Source organism: Caulobacter sp. GW821-FHT11A05, from assembly GCF_058809015.1.
The window spans coordinates 20,927-34,528 of the sequence record NZ_JBXASF010000014.1 but is presented as its reverse complement, the minus strand read 5'-3'; the positions used below and the strand labels follow the sequence as shown (position 1 = coordinate 34,528).

Annotated in this window: 15 protein-coding genes and 1 tRNA gene; 7 read left to right on the top strand and 9 right to left on the bottom strand. The window is 69.3% G+C overall.

Annotated features, from left to right (window positions below):
* Positions 1–99 precede the first annotated feature (99 nt).
* The 3 genes from AC1RSK_RS18410 to AC1RSK_RS18400 are packed head-to-tail and all read left to right on the top strand — an operon-like array spanning position 100 to position 2,000.
* Positions 100–741, top strand: a complete 642-nt coding sequence (locus AC1RSK_RS18410; RefSeq protein WP_492909064.1) for a fumarylacetoacetate hydrolase family protein — start codon at positions 100–102, stop codon at positions 739–741.
* A complete protein-coding gene (gene maiA / locus AC1RSK_RS18405; RefSeq protein ID WP_492909063.1) occupies positions 741–1,373 on the top strand; it encodes a maleylacetoacetate isomerase in 633 nt (210 codons plus the stop codon). The genes AC1RSK_RS18410 and maiA overlap by 1 nt, the downstream gene beginning before the upstream one ends.
* A gap of 3 nt (positions 1,374–1,376) precedes the next feature.
* Positions 1,377–2,000 (top strand): carbonic anhydrase, encoded by a 624-nt coding sequence (locus AC1RSK_RS18400; protein WP_492909062.1) that lies wholly within the window; start codon positions 1,377–1,379, stop codon positions 1,998–2,000.
* Positions 2,001–2,191: 191 nt separating this feature from the next.
* Here AC1RSK_RS18400 and AC1RSK_RS18395 read toward each other — a convergent pair whose 3' ends face one another.
* The 6 genes from AC1RSK_RS18395 to AC1RSK_RS18370 all read right to left on the bottom strand — a co-directional run bounded on the left by AC1RSK_RS18395 (position 2,192) and on the right by AC1RSK_RS18370 (position 7,598).
* Positions 2,192–3,472: an ABC transporter permease gene (locus tag AC1RSK_RS18395; protein WP_492909061.1), complete on the bottom strand. Its 1,281-nt coding sequence runs from the start codon at positions 3,470–3,472 to the stop codon at positions 2,192–2,194.
* Positions 3,469–4,410, bottom strand: coding sequence for an ABC transporter ATP-binding protein (locus AC1RSK_RS18390; protein ID WP_492909060.1), 942 nt, complete (start codon positions 4,408–4,410; stop codon positions 3,469–3,471). Before AC1RSK_RS18390 ends, AC1RSK_RS18395 begins: the two co-directional genes overlap by 4 nt.
* A gap of 234 nt (positions 4,411–4,644) precedes the next feature.
* Positions 4,645–5,625, bottom strand: a complete 981-nt coding sequence (locus AC1RSK_RS18385) for an alpha/beta fold hydrolase (protein WP_492909059.1) — start codon at positions 5,623–5,625, stop codon at positions 4,645–4,647.
* A gap of 45 nt (positions 5,626–5,670) precedes the next feature.
* On the bottom strand, positions 5,671–6,663 hold the full coding sequence (locus tag AC1RSK_RS18380; protein WP_492909058.1) for a M23 family metallopeptidase: 993 nt from the start codon (positions 6,661–6,663) through the stop codon (positions 5,671–5,673).
* 206 nt (positions 6,664–6,869) lie between these two features.
* The gene (locus AC1RSK_RS18375) at positions 6,870–7,127 is read right to left on the bottom strand and encodes a DUF1150 family protein (RefSeq protein ID WP_492909057.1); all 258 of its coding nucleotides are present in this window, start codon (positions 7,125–7,127) and stop codon (positions 6,870–6,872) included.
* Between the two features lie 45 nt (positions 7,128–7,172).
* Positions 7,173–7,598 carry an Hsp20 family protein gene (locus tag AC1RSK_RS18370; protein WP_492909056.1) on the bottom strand — a complete coding sequence of 142 codons (426 nt, stop codon included), beginning with the start codon at positions 7,596–7,598 and terminating at the stop codon, positions 7,173–7,175.
* A gap of 124 nt (positions 7,599–7,722) precedes the next feature.
* Here AC1RSK_RS18370 and AC1RSK_RS18365 point away from each other — a divergent pair, with 124 nt between their 5' ends.
* Positions 7,723–8,433, top strand: coding sequence for a tetratricopeptide repeat protein (locus AC1RSK_RS18365; RefSeq protein ID WP_492909055.1), 711 nt, complete (start codon positions 7,723–7,725; stop codon positions 8,431–8,433).
* Here the strand turns inward: AC1RSK_RS18365 and AC1RSK_RS18360 are convergent.
* From AC1RSK_RS18360 to AC1RSK_RS18350, 3 genes are all read right to left on the bottom strand, one after another.
* Complete coding sequence (locus AC1RSK_RS18360) at positions 8,430–8,873, bottom strand: hypothetical protein (RefSeq protein ID WP_492909054.1); 444 nt, start codon at positions 8,871–8,873, stop codon at positions 8,430–8,432. The genes AC1RSK_RS18365 and AC1RSK_RS18360 overlap by 4 nt on opposite strands.
* A gap of 102 nt (positions 8,874–8,975) precedes the next feature.
* A tRNA-Ala gene (locus AC1RSK_RS18355) sits at positions 8,976–9,051 on the bottom strand.
* Positions 9,052–9,194: 143 nt separating this feature from the next.
* Positions 9,195–9,686 carry a TIGR02300 family protein gene (locus AC1RSK_RS18350; protein ID WP_492909053.1) on the bottom strand — a complete coding sequence of 164 codons (492 nt, stop codon included), beginning with the start codon at positions 9,684–9,686 and terminating at the stop codon, positions 9,195–9,197.
* Between the two features lie 122 nt (positions 9,687–9,808).
* On the opposite strand from AC1RSK_RS18350, the gene aroA reads away from it, so the two are divergent.
* The 3 genes from aroA to rpsA all read left to right on the top strand — a co-directional run bounded on the left by aroA (position 9,809) and on the right by rpsA (position 13,601).
* A complete protein-coding gene (aroA, locus tag AC1RSK_RS18345; RefSeq protein ID WP_492909052.1) occupies positions 9,809–11,131 on the top strand; it encodes a 3-phosphoshikimate 1-carboxyvinyltransferase in 1,323 nt (440 codons plus the stop codon).
* Positions 11,131–11,769 (top strand): (d)CMP kinase, encoded by a 639-nt coding sequence (gene cmk / locus AC1RSK_RS18340; RefSeq protein WP_492909051.1) that lies wholly within the window; start codon positions 11,131–11,133, stop codon positions 11,767–11,769. The genes aroA and cmk overlap by 1 nt, the downstream gene beginning before the upstream one ends.
* 119 nt (positions 11,770–11,888) lie before the next feature.
* On the top strand, positions 11,889–13,601 hold the full coding sequence (gene rpsA / locus AC1RSK_RS18335) for a 30S ribosomal protein S1 (protein ID WP_492909050.1): 1,713 nt from the start codon (positions 11,889–11,891) through the stop codon (positions 13,599–13,601).
* Position 13,602 lies beyond the last annotated feature (1 nt).

Below are 13,602 nucleotides of genomic sequence, written 5' to 3'. Positions count from 1 at the left end.
GAACTCCCTCCGCTTGTCGTCGACTATTGTGGGGACCCCCTCAGTCAGCGGCTGCGCCGCTGCCAGCTCCCCCAAGAGGGGGAGCAACTGGAGCGCTAGATGCCTGAGCACGCCTTCACCGTTCGCCCCCGGCCCACTGTTCCCGTCGACGGCGACAAGCCGTTTCCGGTGCGCCGCGTCCTCTGCGTCGGGCGCAACTACGCCGCCCACCGGGCCGAGATGGGCGGAGACGACCGCGATCCGCCCTTCTTCTTCGCCAAGCCGGCCGACGCCATCGTGCCGCCGGGCGCGGATGTGCCCTACCCCACGGCGACGGCCGACCTGCATCACGAGATCGAGCTGGTGGTGGCCATCGGGCCAGACGGCATCTTCGGCTACGCGGTCGGGGTCGACCTGACGCGGCGCGACCTGCAGGCGGCGGCGAAGGCCAAGGGCCAGCCCTGGGACGCGGCCAAGGGGTTCGATCATTCCGCGCCGATCAGCGCCATCCGCAAGCTCGACAAGCTGGGGGGCGCGGCCATCAGCCTGTCGGTCAACGGCGAGGTGCGCCAGAAGGCCCAGATCGGCGACATGATCTGGTCGGCGCCGGAGATCGTCGAGGAAGCGCGCAAGCTGTGGGACGTGCAGGCCGGCGACCTGATCTTCACCGGCACGCCGGAAGGCGTCGGGCCGCTCAACAGGGGCGACCTGGTCGAGGGGTCGGTCGAGGGCGTCGGCTCGCTGAGCTTCGAGATCGTCTGATGAAACTCTACAGCGCCTGGCGGGCGTCGGGGCCCTATCGCCTGCGGATCGCGCTGGCCCTCAAGGGGCTGGCCTACGACTACGTCCCCATCGACCTGGTGGCCGGCGAGCAGCGGGGCGAGGCCTATCGCGCCGTCAATGCCCAGGCCCTGGTCCCGACCCTGGAGGTCGACGGCGAGCGGATGACCCAGAGCCTCTCCATGCTGGAATGGCTGGAAGAGACGCATCCGGAGCCGGCGCTGCTGCCGAAGGGCGCGATGGACCGCCAGCGGGTGCGGGCCATGTGCGGCGTCATCGCCTGCGACATCCACCCGCTGAACAACCTGCGGGTCCTCAAGCAGCTCAGCGCGATGGGCGTCGACGAGGACGGCCGCAACAGCTGGGTGGCGCGCTGGATCGGCGAGGGGTTTTCGGCGTTGGAGCCGATGATCGCCCGGCACGGAGCCGGCTACGCCTTCGGGGAGACGCCGACCATGGCCGACTGCCTGCTCGTGCCGCAGATCTACAACGCCACCCGCTTCGGCGTTGACCTGACGCCCTATCCGGCGTTGATCGCGGCCGGCGAGCACGCCCTGAAGCACCCGGCCATCGCCGCCGCACACCCCAACCTGCAACCCGACGCGAAGGTCTGACGCATGCTCGAGGACCTCAAAGCCAACAACCGCGCCTGGTCGGCCAAGAAGACCCAGGTCGACCCCAACTTCTTCCGGCGGCTGGAGAACCAGCAGAGCCCGAAATACCTGTGGATCGGCTGTTCCGACTCCCGCGTGCCGGCCAACGAGATCGTCGGCCTGGATCCCGGCGAGCTGTTCGTCCACCGCAACGTCGCCAACCTGGCCCCGCCGCAGGACGCCAACTACCTCAGCGTGCTGCAGTTCGCGGTCGATGTGATCAAGATCGAGCACATCATGGTCGTCGGCCACTACGGCTGCGGCGGGGTGGCGGCGGCGGTCGACGGCCAGCGGCGCGGGCTGGTCGACCACTGGCTGCACCCGATCCGCGAGGTGCATGAGCACCACCGCCATGAGCTGGAGGCCATCGACGGCGAGCGGGCCCGGTGGGACCGGCTGGTCGAGCTGAACGTCATCCGCCAGGTCAAGAACGTCGCCTCGGACATCTTCGTGCAGGACGCCTGGGCCCGGGGCCAGACCCTGAACGTCCACGGCTGGGTCTATTCGCTGAGCAACGGCCTGGTGAACGACCTGGGCGTCACGGTCGGCAATTTCGACGAGGCGTCGGACCGGCTGTACGACTTCTAGGGCTGGGGACTGGTTGTCCGCGCCCGGCCATTGGCCTTTTGGCGCCGACAGCTGACGGACAACCTGTCCCCGACAGGCCCGCCCCGTTGACGCCAGCACCTTCCGGATCGGCGGTGGACCGTCGGGGACAGGTTATCCGGGCAGGGCCTGGCGTACGCCTATCCGCGACAGGGACGCGGACAACCAGTCCCCTACTCCCCGCCGCGCAGCTTGGCCACCAGCCCCTTGAGGTCGACCTTGCCGGTCGACAGCGCCCCGGCCCGGAAGGCCCGGCCGGCGATCCAGACCACCACGGCGACGGTGGCCAGCATCAGCACGCCGGTGGCGAACACCTGCCAGAGGGGCGGGCCCGAGGCGGCGCGGGCGGTCATCATGAAGGGGGTGAAGGGCGGCACCCAGGAGAGGATCTCCAGGGCCGGTGTGTCGGGGCGGCGCAGGGCCTGGCTGAGGAAGATCACCGGGATGGTCAGCAGGATCATGATCGGCCCGAGCAGGGTCTGGGCCTCGCGGGTGGTCTCGCAGAAGCTGCCGATGGCGGTGAACACGCTCGCGTACATCAGGTAGCCGCAGACCAGGTAGAAGGCGAAATAGAACAACAGGCCGCCGCTGAAGAGGACCTTGGCGATATCGGCCGCCTGGGCCGGGGCGAAGATGTTCATCAGCACGGCCCCGACTCCGCCCCAGACCCCGAGCACGGTGAAGGTCACCCCGGCAACGCCGAGAATCTTGCCGAACAGGATCTCCGGCACGGTGGCCGAGGACAGCAGCACCTCCAGCACCTTGGAGGACTTCTCCTCGATGACGCCGTTCAGGAGGATGCCGGCCCCGGTGAAGATGACGCTCCAAAGCAGCATGGCGGCCCCGAAGCCGATCAGGCCCGGCAGGCGGGTCAGCAGGGAGGCCTTACCGGCCGTCTTGGGCGAGTAATCGGTGATCTTCGGTTCCAGGGCCTGGGCGTCGGCCAGCAGTTTGGGACTGACCCCGGCGGCCTCCAGCTTGGCCTGGGTCATGCGGCCGGCGATGGCCCGGCGGACAGTCTCGGTGGCGCCGAGCAGGGGGTTGTCGGTCCAGACATCGACGGCGACGGCCTCGCCCGACCCGTGGATGACGAAGGCGCCGGCCAGCTTGCGCTTGCCAGGCAGGCGGTTGTCGCCGGCCAGCCAGGGTTTCAGGGCCGGGCCGATGGCGGCCGGGTCGGCAGGCAGGGTGAGCGGCGCGGCGACCACCTCGTTGCGGGGTCGGCCGATGTTGTTCCTGGTGGTCAACGCCTGGGTGACGGGGGCGAGGTAGGCCTGGCCGGGCGTCTGGTCGATCAGCACCAGGGCCGGCGGCGGGGCGGAGGCCTCCATCCAGCCGCTGGCCCCCATGACCAGGGCCATGCCGAGCGGCAGGGCCAGCATGGAGAGCCAGAAGCCAACCGTGCGGACATAGGCGACGTATTCACGCTGGGCGATGCGGAGCAGGCGTCTCATGCGGCCAACTCCGGGCTGTCCAGCTGTTCGCCGGTGAGGACGATGAAGGCGTCGTGCAGGCTGGGCTCGCGCAGTTCGAAGCGCTGGATGTCGAGGCCCTGGGCGAAGGCCTTCTTGAGCGCCTCCTGGCCGGAGGCGCCGGGCTTGAGGGCGCAGACATGGCGCTGGGCGCCGGCCTCCAGCGGCGTGGTGCTTACACTGGCGATGCCCGGCAGCGCACCGGCCGGGGCGGCGTCGAGGTGGCCCTCCAGGACCAGGGCGCGGGGGGCGCGGGCCTTGGCCTCGCCGACCGTGCCGTCGAAGGCCTTGCGGCCCCTGGCGAGCAGGACGACGTGTTCGCAGAGCCGTTCGGCGTGCTGCATGACATGGGTGGAGAAGACGACGGTGGCGCCGCGCTGGGCCAGGCTCCGGATGGTGGCCTCCAGGGTCTGCTGGTTGACCGGGTCGAGGCCGCTGAAGGGTTCGTCGAGGATGACCAGCTCCGGCTCATGGGCGACGGCGGCGATCAGCTGGACCTTCTGGGCCATGCCCTTGGAGAGCTGGCGGATCTGGCGGTTCTGGGCTTCGCCCAGGCCCTGCTCCTCGAGCATCGTCCTGGCCCGCTTGCGCGCCTCGCCGGCCGGCACCCCCTTGAGGCCGGCCAGGAAGACGATGGCCTCGACGGGGGTCATGCGGCGGTAGAGGCCGCGCTCCTCGGGCAGGAAGCCGATGCGGTCGCGGACGCTGCGGCCGTCGGGGGCGCCGAGCACGCTCAGGGTTCCGGCGGTGGGCTCGCTGAGGCCCAGCACCATGCGCAGCGTCGAGGTCTTGCCGGCCCCGTTGGGCCCGAGGAAGCCGAGGATGCGGCCGCGCTGGGCGGTGAAGGACAGGTCGTCGACGGCGGTGAAGGCGCCGTAGCGCTTGGTCACGTTGGTCAGGGATAACGCGGCGTCGGTCATGGGCGGGACAGTGGCCAGTCAGACGTTAACGTTGGATTCCTTCTCCCGCTCGTCGGGAGAAGGTGGCGGCCCCCGGGTCGCGCGAAGCGCGCCCGAGGATAAACTGCTCCGACGGATGAGGGCGGCGCCAGCTTCAAGTGACTACGCCAGAACGCGCCCTTCCGGAAAGGGCGGCGCTGCCCTCACCCGACCCCGCTGCGCGGGGCCACCCTCTCCCGACAAGCGGGAGAGGGATCATTTCCTGGCCGCCACCCGCACCTTCATGATCGCCTCCACCACCTTGTCACGGTGCTTGAGCCCCAGCATGTCGGCATGGCTGGCGTCGTCCAGGTTGACATGGAAGCCGGTCTTGCTGACCCGGGCCGGCTCGGACTGGAACTTCTTCCAGTCCGACAGGGCGCCTTGGCGTTGCGGGCCGGCGGTGACGACGCCGATCGGCAGGTCCGGGTCATAGGGGGCCACGACCTTGCCCTGTTCGGAACTCGCCAGCCAGGCGGAAACCTCGCGGGCCGACCAGCGGTTATGACGGCCCGAAGCGAAGGCGCGGCGCTTTTCACGGGCGGCGGCCGGCGGCAGGCCGATGCCGTCGCCCATGAAGGGCCCGAGCGGGGTCAGAAGGCCCAGCGTCGCGGCGCCCCCGGCCAGGTGGGAGGCCGTGCCGAAGCGGCCGATCCAGGTGCGGGCGACCGGCAGGTCGGCGGCCTCCGGCGGGGCGGCGTCGAGCAGGACCAAGCCGGCCACCTTGTCGCGGTTGCGGGCGGTGAACAGCCGCAGGTGCAGCCCGGCCATGGAGTGGCCGACCATCAGGTAAGGGCCGCTCTCACCGGAGGCGGCCAGCAGCTTTTCGAGATCGCCGACGATGGCGGTCGAGTCGCGCGGGGATGGGCCGGGATCGGAGCGGCCGAGGCCGGCGCGGTCGTAGGCGCAGCTGCGCACGCCCTTGGCGATCAGGCCGTCCTGGATGGCCCCGAAGTCGGCCGACAGGCCGAAGGCGCCGGCCTCGAAGACGACCAGCGGCCCGGCGGCGTCGGCGGGACCGGCGCAGACCAGGTTCAGCTTGCGGCCGCCGATGTCGACCAGGCGACCGGGCGGATGGGCGGCGGCGATGGCGGTCATCAGGCCTCCGAAGGCGATGGAGAGGATCAGGCCAAGCGCCAGGACAGCGACCCCGCGCCCGGCCCCCAATGCAGCCCGGCGAGCGGCGATCTTGAGCATGGCGTCAATCTAGGGACGGTCGGGACCTTTCGGAAGCGGTGAGGCTTACGAGGTCGGGATCGGCTCGTCGTCCTCGGCCGGCGCCGGACGCGCCGGCGGGACCTTCAGGGCCGGCTTGTTGATCTCTTCGACCATCAGCTTGGGGCCGCCGGCGTCCTGCAGGACGCGCAGCCTGGCGCGGGCTTCGGCGGCCTTGACCGGGTCGCGGGCGACCATCTGGATCGGGCCGCCCGCGTTGATCACCGCATGGACGCGGCCGTCGGTGTTGGAGGCGAGCTGGATGACGCCCGGAGTCTTGGGGGTCTTGGCGTTGTTGGCGGCCGCGCGGACGCTGGCCGGCCAGTTGGAGACCACGGCGACGCGGGTGCGGCCGACCTTGAGGGCGTCCTTGACCGGCAGGACGTCGGCGGAGGCGAAGCTGCGGCCGATGAACAGGGCCGGGTTCATCGGCCGGTCGTTCTTGCGGATCTCGAAATGCAGGTGCGAGCCGGTCGAGCGGCCGGTGCCGCCGACATAGGCGATGGTCTGGCCGGCGGCGACCGGCGAGCCGGCCTTGAGGCCCTTCGCCGTGCCGCTGAGGTGGGCGTAGAAGGAGACGAGGCCGTCCTCGTGCTTCACCTCGATGAAGCGGCCGTAGGAGAGGCTGAGGCCGGCGCGGGTGACGACGCCCGGCAGGGTAGCGGCGACATGGGTCCCGGCCGGAGCGGCGATATCGACGCCCTCATGCAGCCGGCCGCCCTCTTCCCAGGGCATGCGACGCATGCCGAACGGCGAGTTGATCGAGAAGCCGGGGACCGGGGCGTTGAAGGCCAGGACCTTGAGCATCGGATCGCGCGAGGCGGCGACCATATGGGCGGCGACGGTGGCGGCCGGCTTGGCCTTCTGCGAGGCGGCGGCCACTTCGGTGGGGCGGTCAGGGCGGGCGACGGAGCCCATGGCGAAGGCCGCGGTCATGGCGAAGGCGCCGCCGACGATGCCGGCGACAACCGGAATAGCGGCGCTGTAGGGGCCCTTCTGGGCCGAGACGCTGGCGTTCACTGGTCAACCTCGTCTGGGCCGCGCCATAAGTTCGATCGACGAGGTTGGACGATCGGACGCGACAAAAAAGCTCTGCTCGGAGCAGATCGAGGGGCGCATTTGCCCGGTCAATCTGGCGAGAAGAGGGCGGCCTCTTACGGGTTCGATGGCGGAAAGGCAACCTTGGGCCCCGCGCGGCCGGCGCGCGGGGCCAGGTTCAGGCGGTCCTAATGGACCGAAACAGGGGCCAGTTCGTGGGCCAGGGCGGCGGCGACGGCGCTGTCGCGGTCGCTCATCACGGCCAGGCGTTCACCGTCGGCGCGGTGCACCGCGTAGAGGGTCTGCTCCGGCTCGAGCTCGACATGGGCGAGCGCGGCGGCAGGCGACGAAGCGATGATCTCGGCGCCGGTCACGGGGCGCACATAGACCAGGTTCGGGCCACCCAGGGCGGCAAAGGCTTCGTTGGTCAATCTCACGGGCGTCATTACGACCACCTCCTTCAAAACGAACGCGGAACAGGCGCTATAGGTTCAGCCGCCGGTCCGGATGGGGATCTTCTGGATCAGGCGCTCGGCCTGGGGCCGGGCCAGATCGACGTGCAGCAGGCCATGTTCGAGGGTCGCCCCGTCGACCAGCATGCCGTCCGCCAGGATGAAGGTTCGCAGGAACCCCCGGGCCGCGATGCCCCGGTGCAGATAGGCCCTGTCCTGGCCGTCCGCGCCGTCGCCGCGCTTGCCCGACACCGTCAGCATCTCGCCCTCGACGGTCACCTCCAGCTGGTCCGGCGAGAAGCCGGCCACCGCCAGGGTGATGCGAAGTCCGCCGTCTTCGCGGGCCTCGACGTTGTAGGGAGGGTAGCCTTCGGTGGCCGCCCGCTGGGCCCGTTCGATCAGGCCGCGGGTGTGGTCGAAGCCCAGCAGGAAGGGGCTGTCGAACAACACGGTTCGGGTCGTCATCGTCTTCGTCCTCGAGTCCTGTTCAAGCGACTCCCGCGAAAGGCCACCCCGAGATCGGCGACGGCCCTTGCGGCTGTTACGATAGGTGGCGATTGTCGAGGCGGTTCGCAAGGCGGAGGGGGCGATGCGGAGATTGGCCATACTGGCGGCCCTGGGGGTCTTGGGGCTGGCTGAGCCGGTCATGGCCCAGCCGGGACCGATCGCCCTGATCGAACAGGCCAACGCCGTTGTCGACAGCGACCCCGTGAAGGCCTTCGGCCTCATCCGGCAGGCGGCGGCCTCGGGCGATCCGACCGCGCTCGACGCGCTGGGCGTCTATCTGCAGTTGGGGATCGGCGGGCCGGCGGACGCCGAAGCGGCGGCGGACTATTTCCGCCAGGCGGCCGGCCGGGGCCATCCGGTGGCGCAATGGCATCTGGGCATGGCCCTGCTGGACGGCGAGGGCGTCGGCAAGGATCCCGCCGAGGCCTGGACCTGGGTCCAGCGGTCGGCGCAGGCCGGCTATGCCAACGGCCAGATCAGCGCCGCGGTGATGCTGGCGACCGGCGAGGGGGTGGCGGAGGACGATGTCGCCGCCCGGGCCTGGTACCGCAAGGCCGCCGAACAGGGCTCGGCCCACGGCCTGCGCGGTCTGGCCTTCATGCTGCTGACCGGCGAGGGCGGCCCCGCCGACAGCCTGACCGGCCAGGCCTACGCCGAGATGGCCCGCGAAGGCGGCGACCGGAACGCCGGGCCGATGCTGCAGGAGCTGGGCAAGACGCTGTCGGTCGAGGACCGGCGCAAGACCGAAGAGATCAAGATCGACTGGAAGCGGACGTTCGGCGACCCGCGCTAGTCCTTCAGGACCATGCCGTCCCGTTGCAGCAGGACGGTGACGTGGCTGTCCCGGCCCAGCACCAGGCGGTGGTCGCCCGGCGTGCCGTAGTTGGCGTAGACGACAGCCGCCTTGGCGCACTTGCGGGCGACGGCCTTCGTCCGGCCGACCGAGGTTCCCGGCGCCACCTCCCAGCCGGTGATGTTGAGCGAGGCCGAGGCGTTGCCGAGCTGGGCGCGCTGGGCAAACCACTGGGCGGCGGTCATCGATGTCAGCAGCCGGCCGACCGTCGCGTCGCAGCTGACCACCACATCGACCGCGACCGGCTGGCCGTTGTTGGCGTCCGGGGTCGCCTGCACGGCCACGAAATAGGCGCGCGGCAGCAGGTGGGGATCGTCGGAGGGGCCGACGAAGGCCATCAGGCCCAGAGCCACAATCAGGACCGCAAACATCCGCTTCATCGATTTCCCCCACGCAACTGGCGGCCAGTTACGGCGGGCCGTGGACGTCTGTCGAGGGGCTGAAAATGGAAAGGGCCGCATCCTCGTCGGATGCGGCCCTTATGGTGGAGCTAAGCGGAGTCGAACCGCTGACCTCTTGAATGCCATTCAAGCGCTCTACCAGCTGAGCTATAGCCCCGAAGTCTCGGGTACGTCGCCGGTGGCCCGGCGGCGAGGGCGGGGTCTTAGTCTGTCGGCTTTCGCCGATCAAGCCTTCCCCATCAGTTTTTTTCCGCTGCGGGCCGGGGCGTGTCGAAACGCCCCGGCCGCATTGGAAATTCGTCAGACCTCCTCGTCGCCCTCGCCGGGCAGACCGTCGATCTCGTCTTCCGGGAAGTCGTCGTCGTCTTCGTCCTCGAGGAACGGCACGTCGTCGGCTTCGTCTTCGGCCAGGTCCTCGTCCTCGGCGAAATCGACGCCCAGGTCATCGGCCGGAGCGGCGGCGGGGGCGTCGCCTTCCTCGTCGTCGGTTTCGATCGGCTCGGCGGCGGCCTCGTCGTCGATTTCCGGCGTCGTATCGGGTTCTTCCTCGAAGCCGTCCTCGTCCTCGGGGGCGGCCTTCTTCTTGGTTTCGGCGCCCTCTTCGTCCTTCTCGACCTCGTCCTCGTAATCGACGGGCGTGGCGCGAGCGCGGACGCGGCGGTTACGGACCGCCTCTTCCGGGTCGAACGACTCGCCGCACTTGGGGCAGACGGCCGGACGGCGGTTCAGGTCATAGAATTTCGCCGAGCAGGTCGGGCAGAGCTGCTTGACGCCGAGTTCTGGGCTGGCCAAGGCGGGCGGCCTCTCTATGTAGGGTGTTGGAAAAGCGGCGGCTCCCTTGCCACGCGACAGGGGCGCTGTCAAAAGGCTTTCCCCCAATTCCAGCCTATCTTCACGGGAGCCGAAGCCTCGGCATGACCACCGCCGCCCTCCGAGCCCGCCCTGGCGCGGCCTTGCGCGGAACGATCCGCGTGCCCGGCGACAAGTCGATTTCCCACCGGGCGTTGATCCTGGGGGCGCTCGCCACCGGAACCACGACCATCACCGGCCTCTTGGAAGGCGACGATGTGCTGGCCACCGGGCGGGCCATGCAGGCCTTCGGCGCAAAGGTCACACGAACCGGTGAAAAGGCCTGGACCGTCGAGGGCCAGGGCGGATTTTCCGAACCGGCCGACATCGTCGACTGCGGCAACGCCGGCACCGGCGTGCGGTTGATCATGGGGGCGGCGGCGGGTTTCGACGTCCGGGCGACCTTCACCGGCGACGCCTCGCTGAAGAAACGGCCGATGGGGCGGGTGTTGACCCCGCTCGGCCTGATGGGCGCCAAATGGCTGTCGCGGGCCGGCGAACGTTTGCCGCTGACCCTGAGCGGCGGGCATCTGACGGCGATCCGCTATGTGCTGCCGATGGCCTCGGCGCAGGTGAAGTCGGCGGTGCTGCTGGCGGGACTGAACGCGGCCGGCGACACCTATGTGCTGGAGCCGGAAGCGACCCGCGACCACACCGAACGGATGCTGCGGGCCTTTGGCGCGACCGTTGACGTGTCGGACGAGCCCGAGGGCCGGCTGATCAAGCTGGCCGGCGGCCAGAAGCTGACCGGCTGCCACGTGGATGTGCCGGCCGACCCGTCCTCGGCCGCCTTCCCGATCGTCGCGGCGTTGATCACCCCGGGGTCGGAGGTCACCGTCGAGGGGGTGATGCTCAACGCCACCCGCACCGGCCTGTTCGACACCCTGATCGAGATGGGCGCCGACCTGACCATTTCGAACCGCCGCAGCGCCGGCGGCGAGGAGGTCGGCGACATCACCGCCCGCCACTCGGCCCTCAAGGGCGTCGTCGTGCCGCCCGAGCGGGCCCCGGCGATGATCGACGAATATCCCATCCTGGCCGTGGCCGCCGCCTTCGCCAGCGGGTCGACGGTGATGCGCGGCGTCGGCGAGATGCGGGTCAAGGAGAGCGACCGCATCGCCCTGATGGCGGCCGGCCTGGCCGCCTGCGGCGTCGGCGTCGAGGAGGAGCCGGAGGGCTTCACCGTGGTCGGCACGGCCAGGGGCAACCATCCGGTGCGCGGCGGAGCCCGCGTCGTCACCCACGGCGACCACCGCATTGCCATGAGCCATCTGGTGCTGGGCCTCGCCGCCCAGGGCGACGTCGAGGTCGACGAGCCCGGCATGATCGCCACCAGCTTCCCGGGGTTTGTCGAGCTGATGACCGGCCTGGGGGCGGAGCTGGGCTGATGGGTTTCGTGATCGCCGTCGACGGACCCGCCGCCTCCGGCAAGGGCACCATCGCCACCAAGCTGGCGGCCCTCTACGGCTATCCGGTGCTGGACAGCGGCCTGCTCTATCGCGCCGTCGGGGTGCGGGTGCTGGCCGAGGGCGGCGACCTCTCGGACATGGCCCATGCCACGCGGGTCGCCGAGACCCTCGACCCCGCCACCCTGGAAAATCCCGAAGTCCGCACCCGCCGGGCCGGCGAGGCGGCCAGCCGGGTGGCCGTCTACACCTCCGTCCGCGAAGCCCTGCGCGCCTTCCAGCGCAACTTCGCCAACCAGGAGCCGGGGGTGGTCATCGACGGCCGCGATATCGGCACCGTCATCGCCCCGGGGGCAGATGCAAAGTTGTTCGTCACCGCCACCCCGGAAGTGCGCGCCATGCGCCGCTGGAAGCAGCTGACCGGTCAGGGCGAGAGCGTGACCTATGAGGACATCCTCGCCGACATCCATATCCGCGACGAACGGGACAGCGCCCGCAGCGACAGCCCGATGGTCATCGCAGACGACGCGGTCTTGCTCGACACGACGGAAATGACTATAGACCGCGCCTTCGATGCGGCCCGCCGCATTGTCGAGACGGCGCGCGCTCACAAGAGCTAATCCAACCGCGCCGCACCTCTGAAACCGCGGGCCCTTCAGTACCCACCTTAAAGAAACCGAACGTCCGGACTCCGGCCCTGCGCCATCCGCCGTTCCCCAACAGAGACGTAAGTAGCCACATGGCTGATGATATGAACTTCAACCCGACCCGCGACGATTTCGCGGCCCTTCTCGATGAAAGCCTCGGCGGCGCCAGCGATTTCGCTGAAGGCACCGTGATCAAGGGCAAGGTCGTCGGGATCGAAAAAGACGTCGCGATCATCGACATCGGTCTGAAGACCGAGGGCCGGATCAGCGTCAAGGAATTCGGCGTCGACGCCGACGGCAAGGCCACCCTGAAGGTCGGCGACACCGTCGAAGTCTTCCTCGAGCGCGTCGAGAACGCGCTGGGTGAAGCGGTCATCAGCCGCGAAAAGGCCAAGCGCGAAGAAGCCTGGACCCGTCTGGAAGAAGTCTTCGCCCGCAATGAGCCGGTCAACGGCGCCATCGTCGGCCGCGTCAAGGGCGGCTTCACCGTCGACCTGGGCGGCGCCAGCGCCTTCCTGCCGGGTTCGCAAGTCGACATCCGCCCGGTGCGCGACGTCGGCCCGCTGATGGGCAAGGAACAGCCCTTCGCCATCCTGAAAATGGACCGTCCGCGCGGCAACATCGTCGTCTCGCGTCGCGCCATCCTGGAAGAAGCCCGCGCCGAACAGCGCACCGAGCTGGTCAGCCAGCTGCAAGAGGGTGAAATCCGCGAAGGCGTCGTCAAGAACATCACCGACTACGGCGCGTTCGTGGACCTCGGCGGCATCGACGGCCTGCTGCACGTCACCGACATGAGCTGGAAGCGCGTCAACCACCCGAGCCAGGTGCTCGCGGTCGGCGACACGGTGAAAGTCCAGATCGTCAAGATCAACCCCGACACCCAACGCATCAGCCTGGGCATGAAGCAACTGCAGTCCGACCCCTGGGACGGCGTGGAAGCCAAGTACCCGGTCGGCGCCAAGTTCACGGGCCGCATCACCAACATCACCGACTACGGCGCGTTTGTTGAGCTGGAAGCCGGCGTTGAAGGCCTGGTGCACGTCTCGGAAATGTCCTGGACCAAGAAGAACGTCCACCCCGGCAAGATCGTCTCCACCAGCCAAGAAGTTGACGTCATCGTTCTCGATGTCGACAGCTCCAAGCGCCGCGTCAGCCTGGGCCTCAAGCAGGCCGCGGCCAACCCGTGGGAGAAGTTCCTGGCCGATCACCCGATCGGTTCGACCGTCGAGGGCGAAGTCAAGAACGCCACCGAGTTCGGCCTGTTCATCGGCCTGGACGGGGAAATCGACGGCATGGTCCACCTGTCCGACCTGGACTGGGCCGTGTCGGGCGAAGAAGCCCTGGCCAAGTACAAGAAGGGCGACATGGTCAAGGCGCGCGTTCTCGACGTCGACGTCGAGAAGGAACGCATCAGCCTGGGCGTCAAGCAACTGGCCGGCGACCCGCTGGCCGGCGACACCTTCCGCAAGGGCCAGACCGTCACCTGCACCGTCACCGAAATCACCTCGGGTGGTATCGAAGTGAAGTTCGGTGAAGAAGACGCCCCGATGACCGCCTTCATCCGCAAGTCGGACCTGTCGCGCGATCGTCAGGAGCAGCGTCCGGAACGCTTCGCCGTCGGCGACCGCGTCGACGCCCAGGTCACCGCCATCGACAAGGCCGCCCGTCGGGTGTCCGTCTCGATCAAGGCCCTGGAGATGATGGACGAGAAGGCCGCCATCGAGCAGTACGGGTCCTCGGACTCGGGCGCTTCGCTGGGCGACATCCTCGGCGCGGCCCTCCGCGAGAAGGCCTCGAAGGACTAAT

Coding starts and splice junctions, on each gene's coding strand:
- AC1RSK_RS18375 (WP_492909057.1), bottom strand. CDS start 7,127: ATGACGCCCGTGAGATTGACCAACGAAGCCTTTGCCGCCCTGGGTGGC.
- AC1RSK_RS18400 (WP_492909062.1), top strand. CDS start 1,377: ATGCTCGAGGACCTCAAAGCCAACAACCGCGCCTGGTCGGCCAAGAAG.
- maiA (WP_492909063.1), top strand. CDS start 741: ATGAAACTCTACAGCGCCTGGCGGGCGTCGGGGCCCTATCGCCTGCGG.
- AC1RSK_RS18360 (WP_492909054.1), bottom strand. CDS start 8,873: ATGAAGCGGATGTTTGCGGTCCTGATTGTGGCTCTGGGCCTGATGGCC.
- AC1RSK_RS18385 (WP_492909059.1), bottom strand. CDS start 5,625: ATGCTCAAGATCGCCGCTCGCCGGGCTGCATTGGGGGCCGGGCGCGGG.
- AC1RSK_RS18410 (WP_492909064.1), top strand. CDS start 100: ATGCCTGAGCACGCCTTCACCGTTCGCCCCCGGCCCACTGTTCCCGTC.
- rpsA (WP_492909050.1), top strand. CDS start 11,889: ATGGCTGATGATATGAACTTCAACCCGACCCGCGACGATTTCGCGGCC.
- AC1RSK_RS18390 (WP_492909060.1), bottom strand. CDS start 4,410: ATGACCGACGCCGCGTTATCCCTGACCAACGTGACCAAGCGCTACGGC.
- cmk (WP_492909051.1), top strand. CDS start 11,131: ATGGGTTTCGTGATCGCCGTCGACGGACCCGCCGCCTCCGGCAAGGGC.
- AC1RSK_RS18365 (WP_492909055.1), top strand. CDS start 7,723: ATGCGGAGATTGGCCATACTGGCGGCCCTGGGGGTCTTGGGGCTGGCT.
- aroA (WP_492909052.1), top strand. CDS start 9,809: ATGACCACCGCCGCCCTCCGAGCCCGCCCTGGCGCGGCCTTGCGCGGA.
- AC1RSK_RS18370 (WP_492909056.1), bottom strand. CDS start 7,598: ATGACGACCCGAACCGTGTTGTTCGACAGCCCCTTCCTGCTGGGCTTC.
- AC1RSK_RS18395 (WP_492909061.1), bottom strand. CDS start 3,472: ATGAGACGCCTGCTCCGCATCGCCCAGCGTGAATACGTCGCCTATGTC.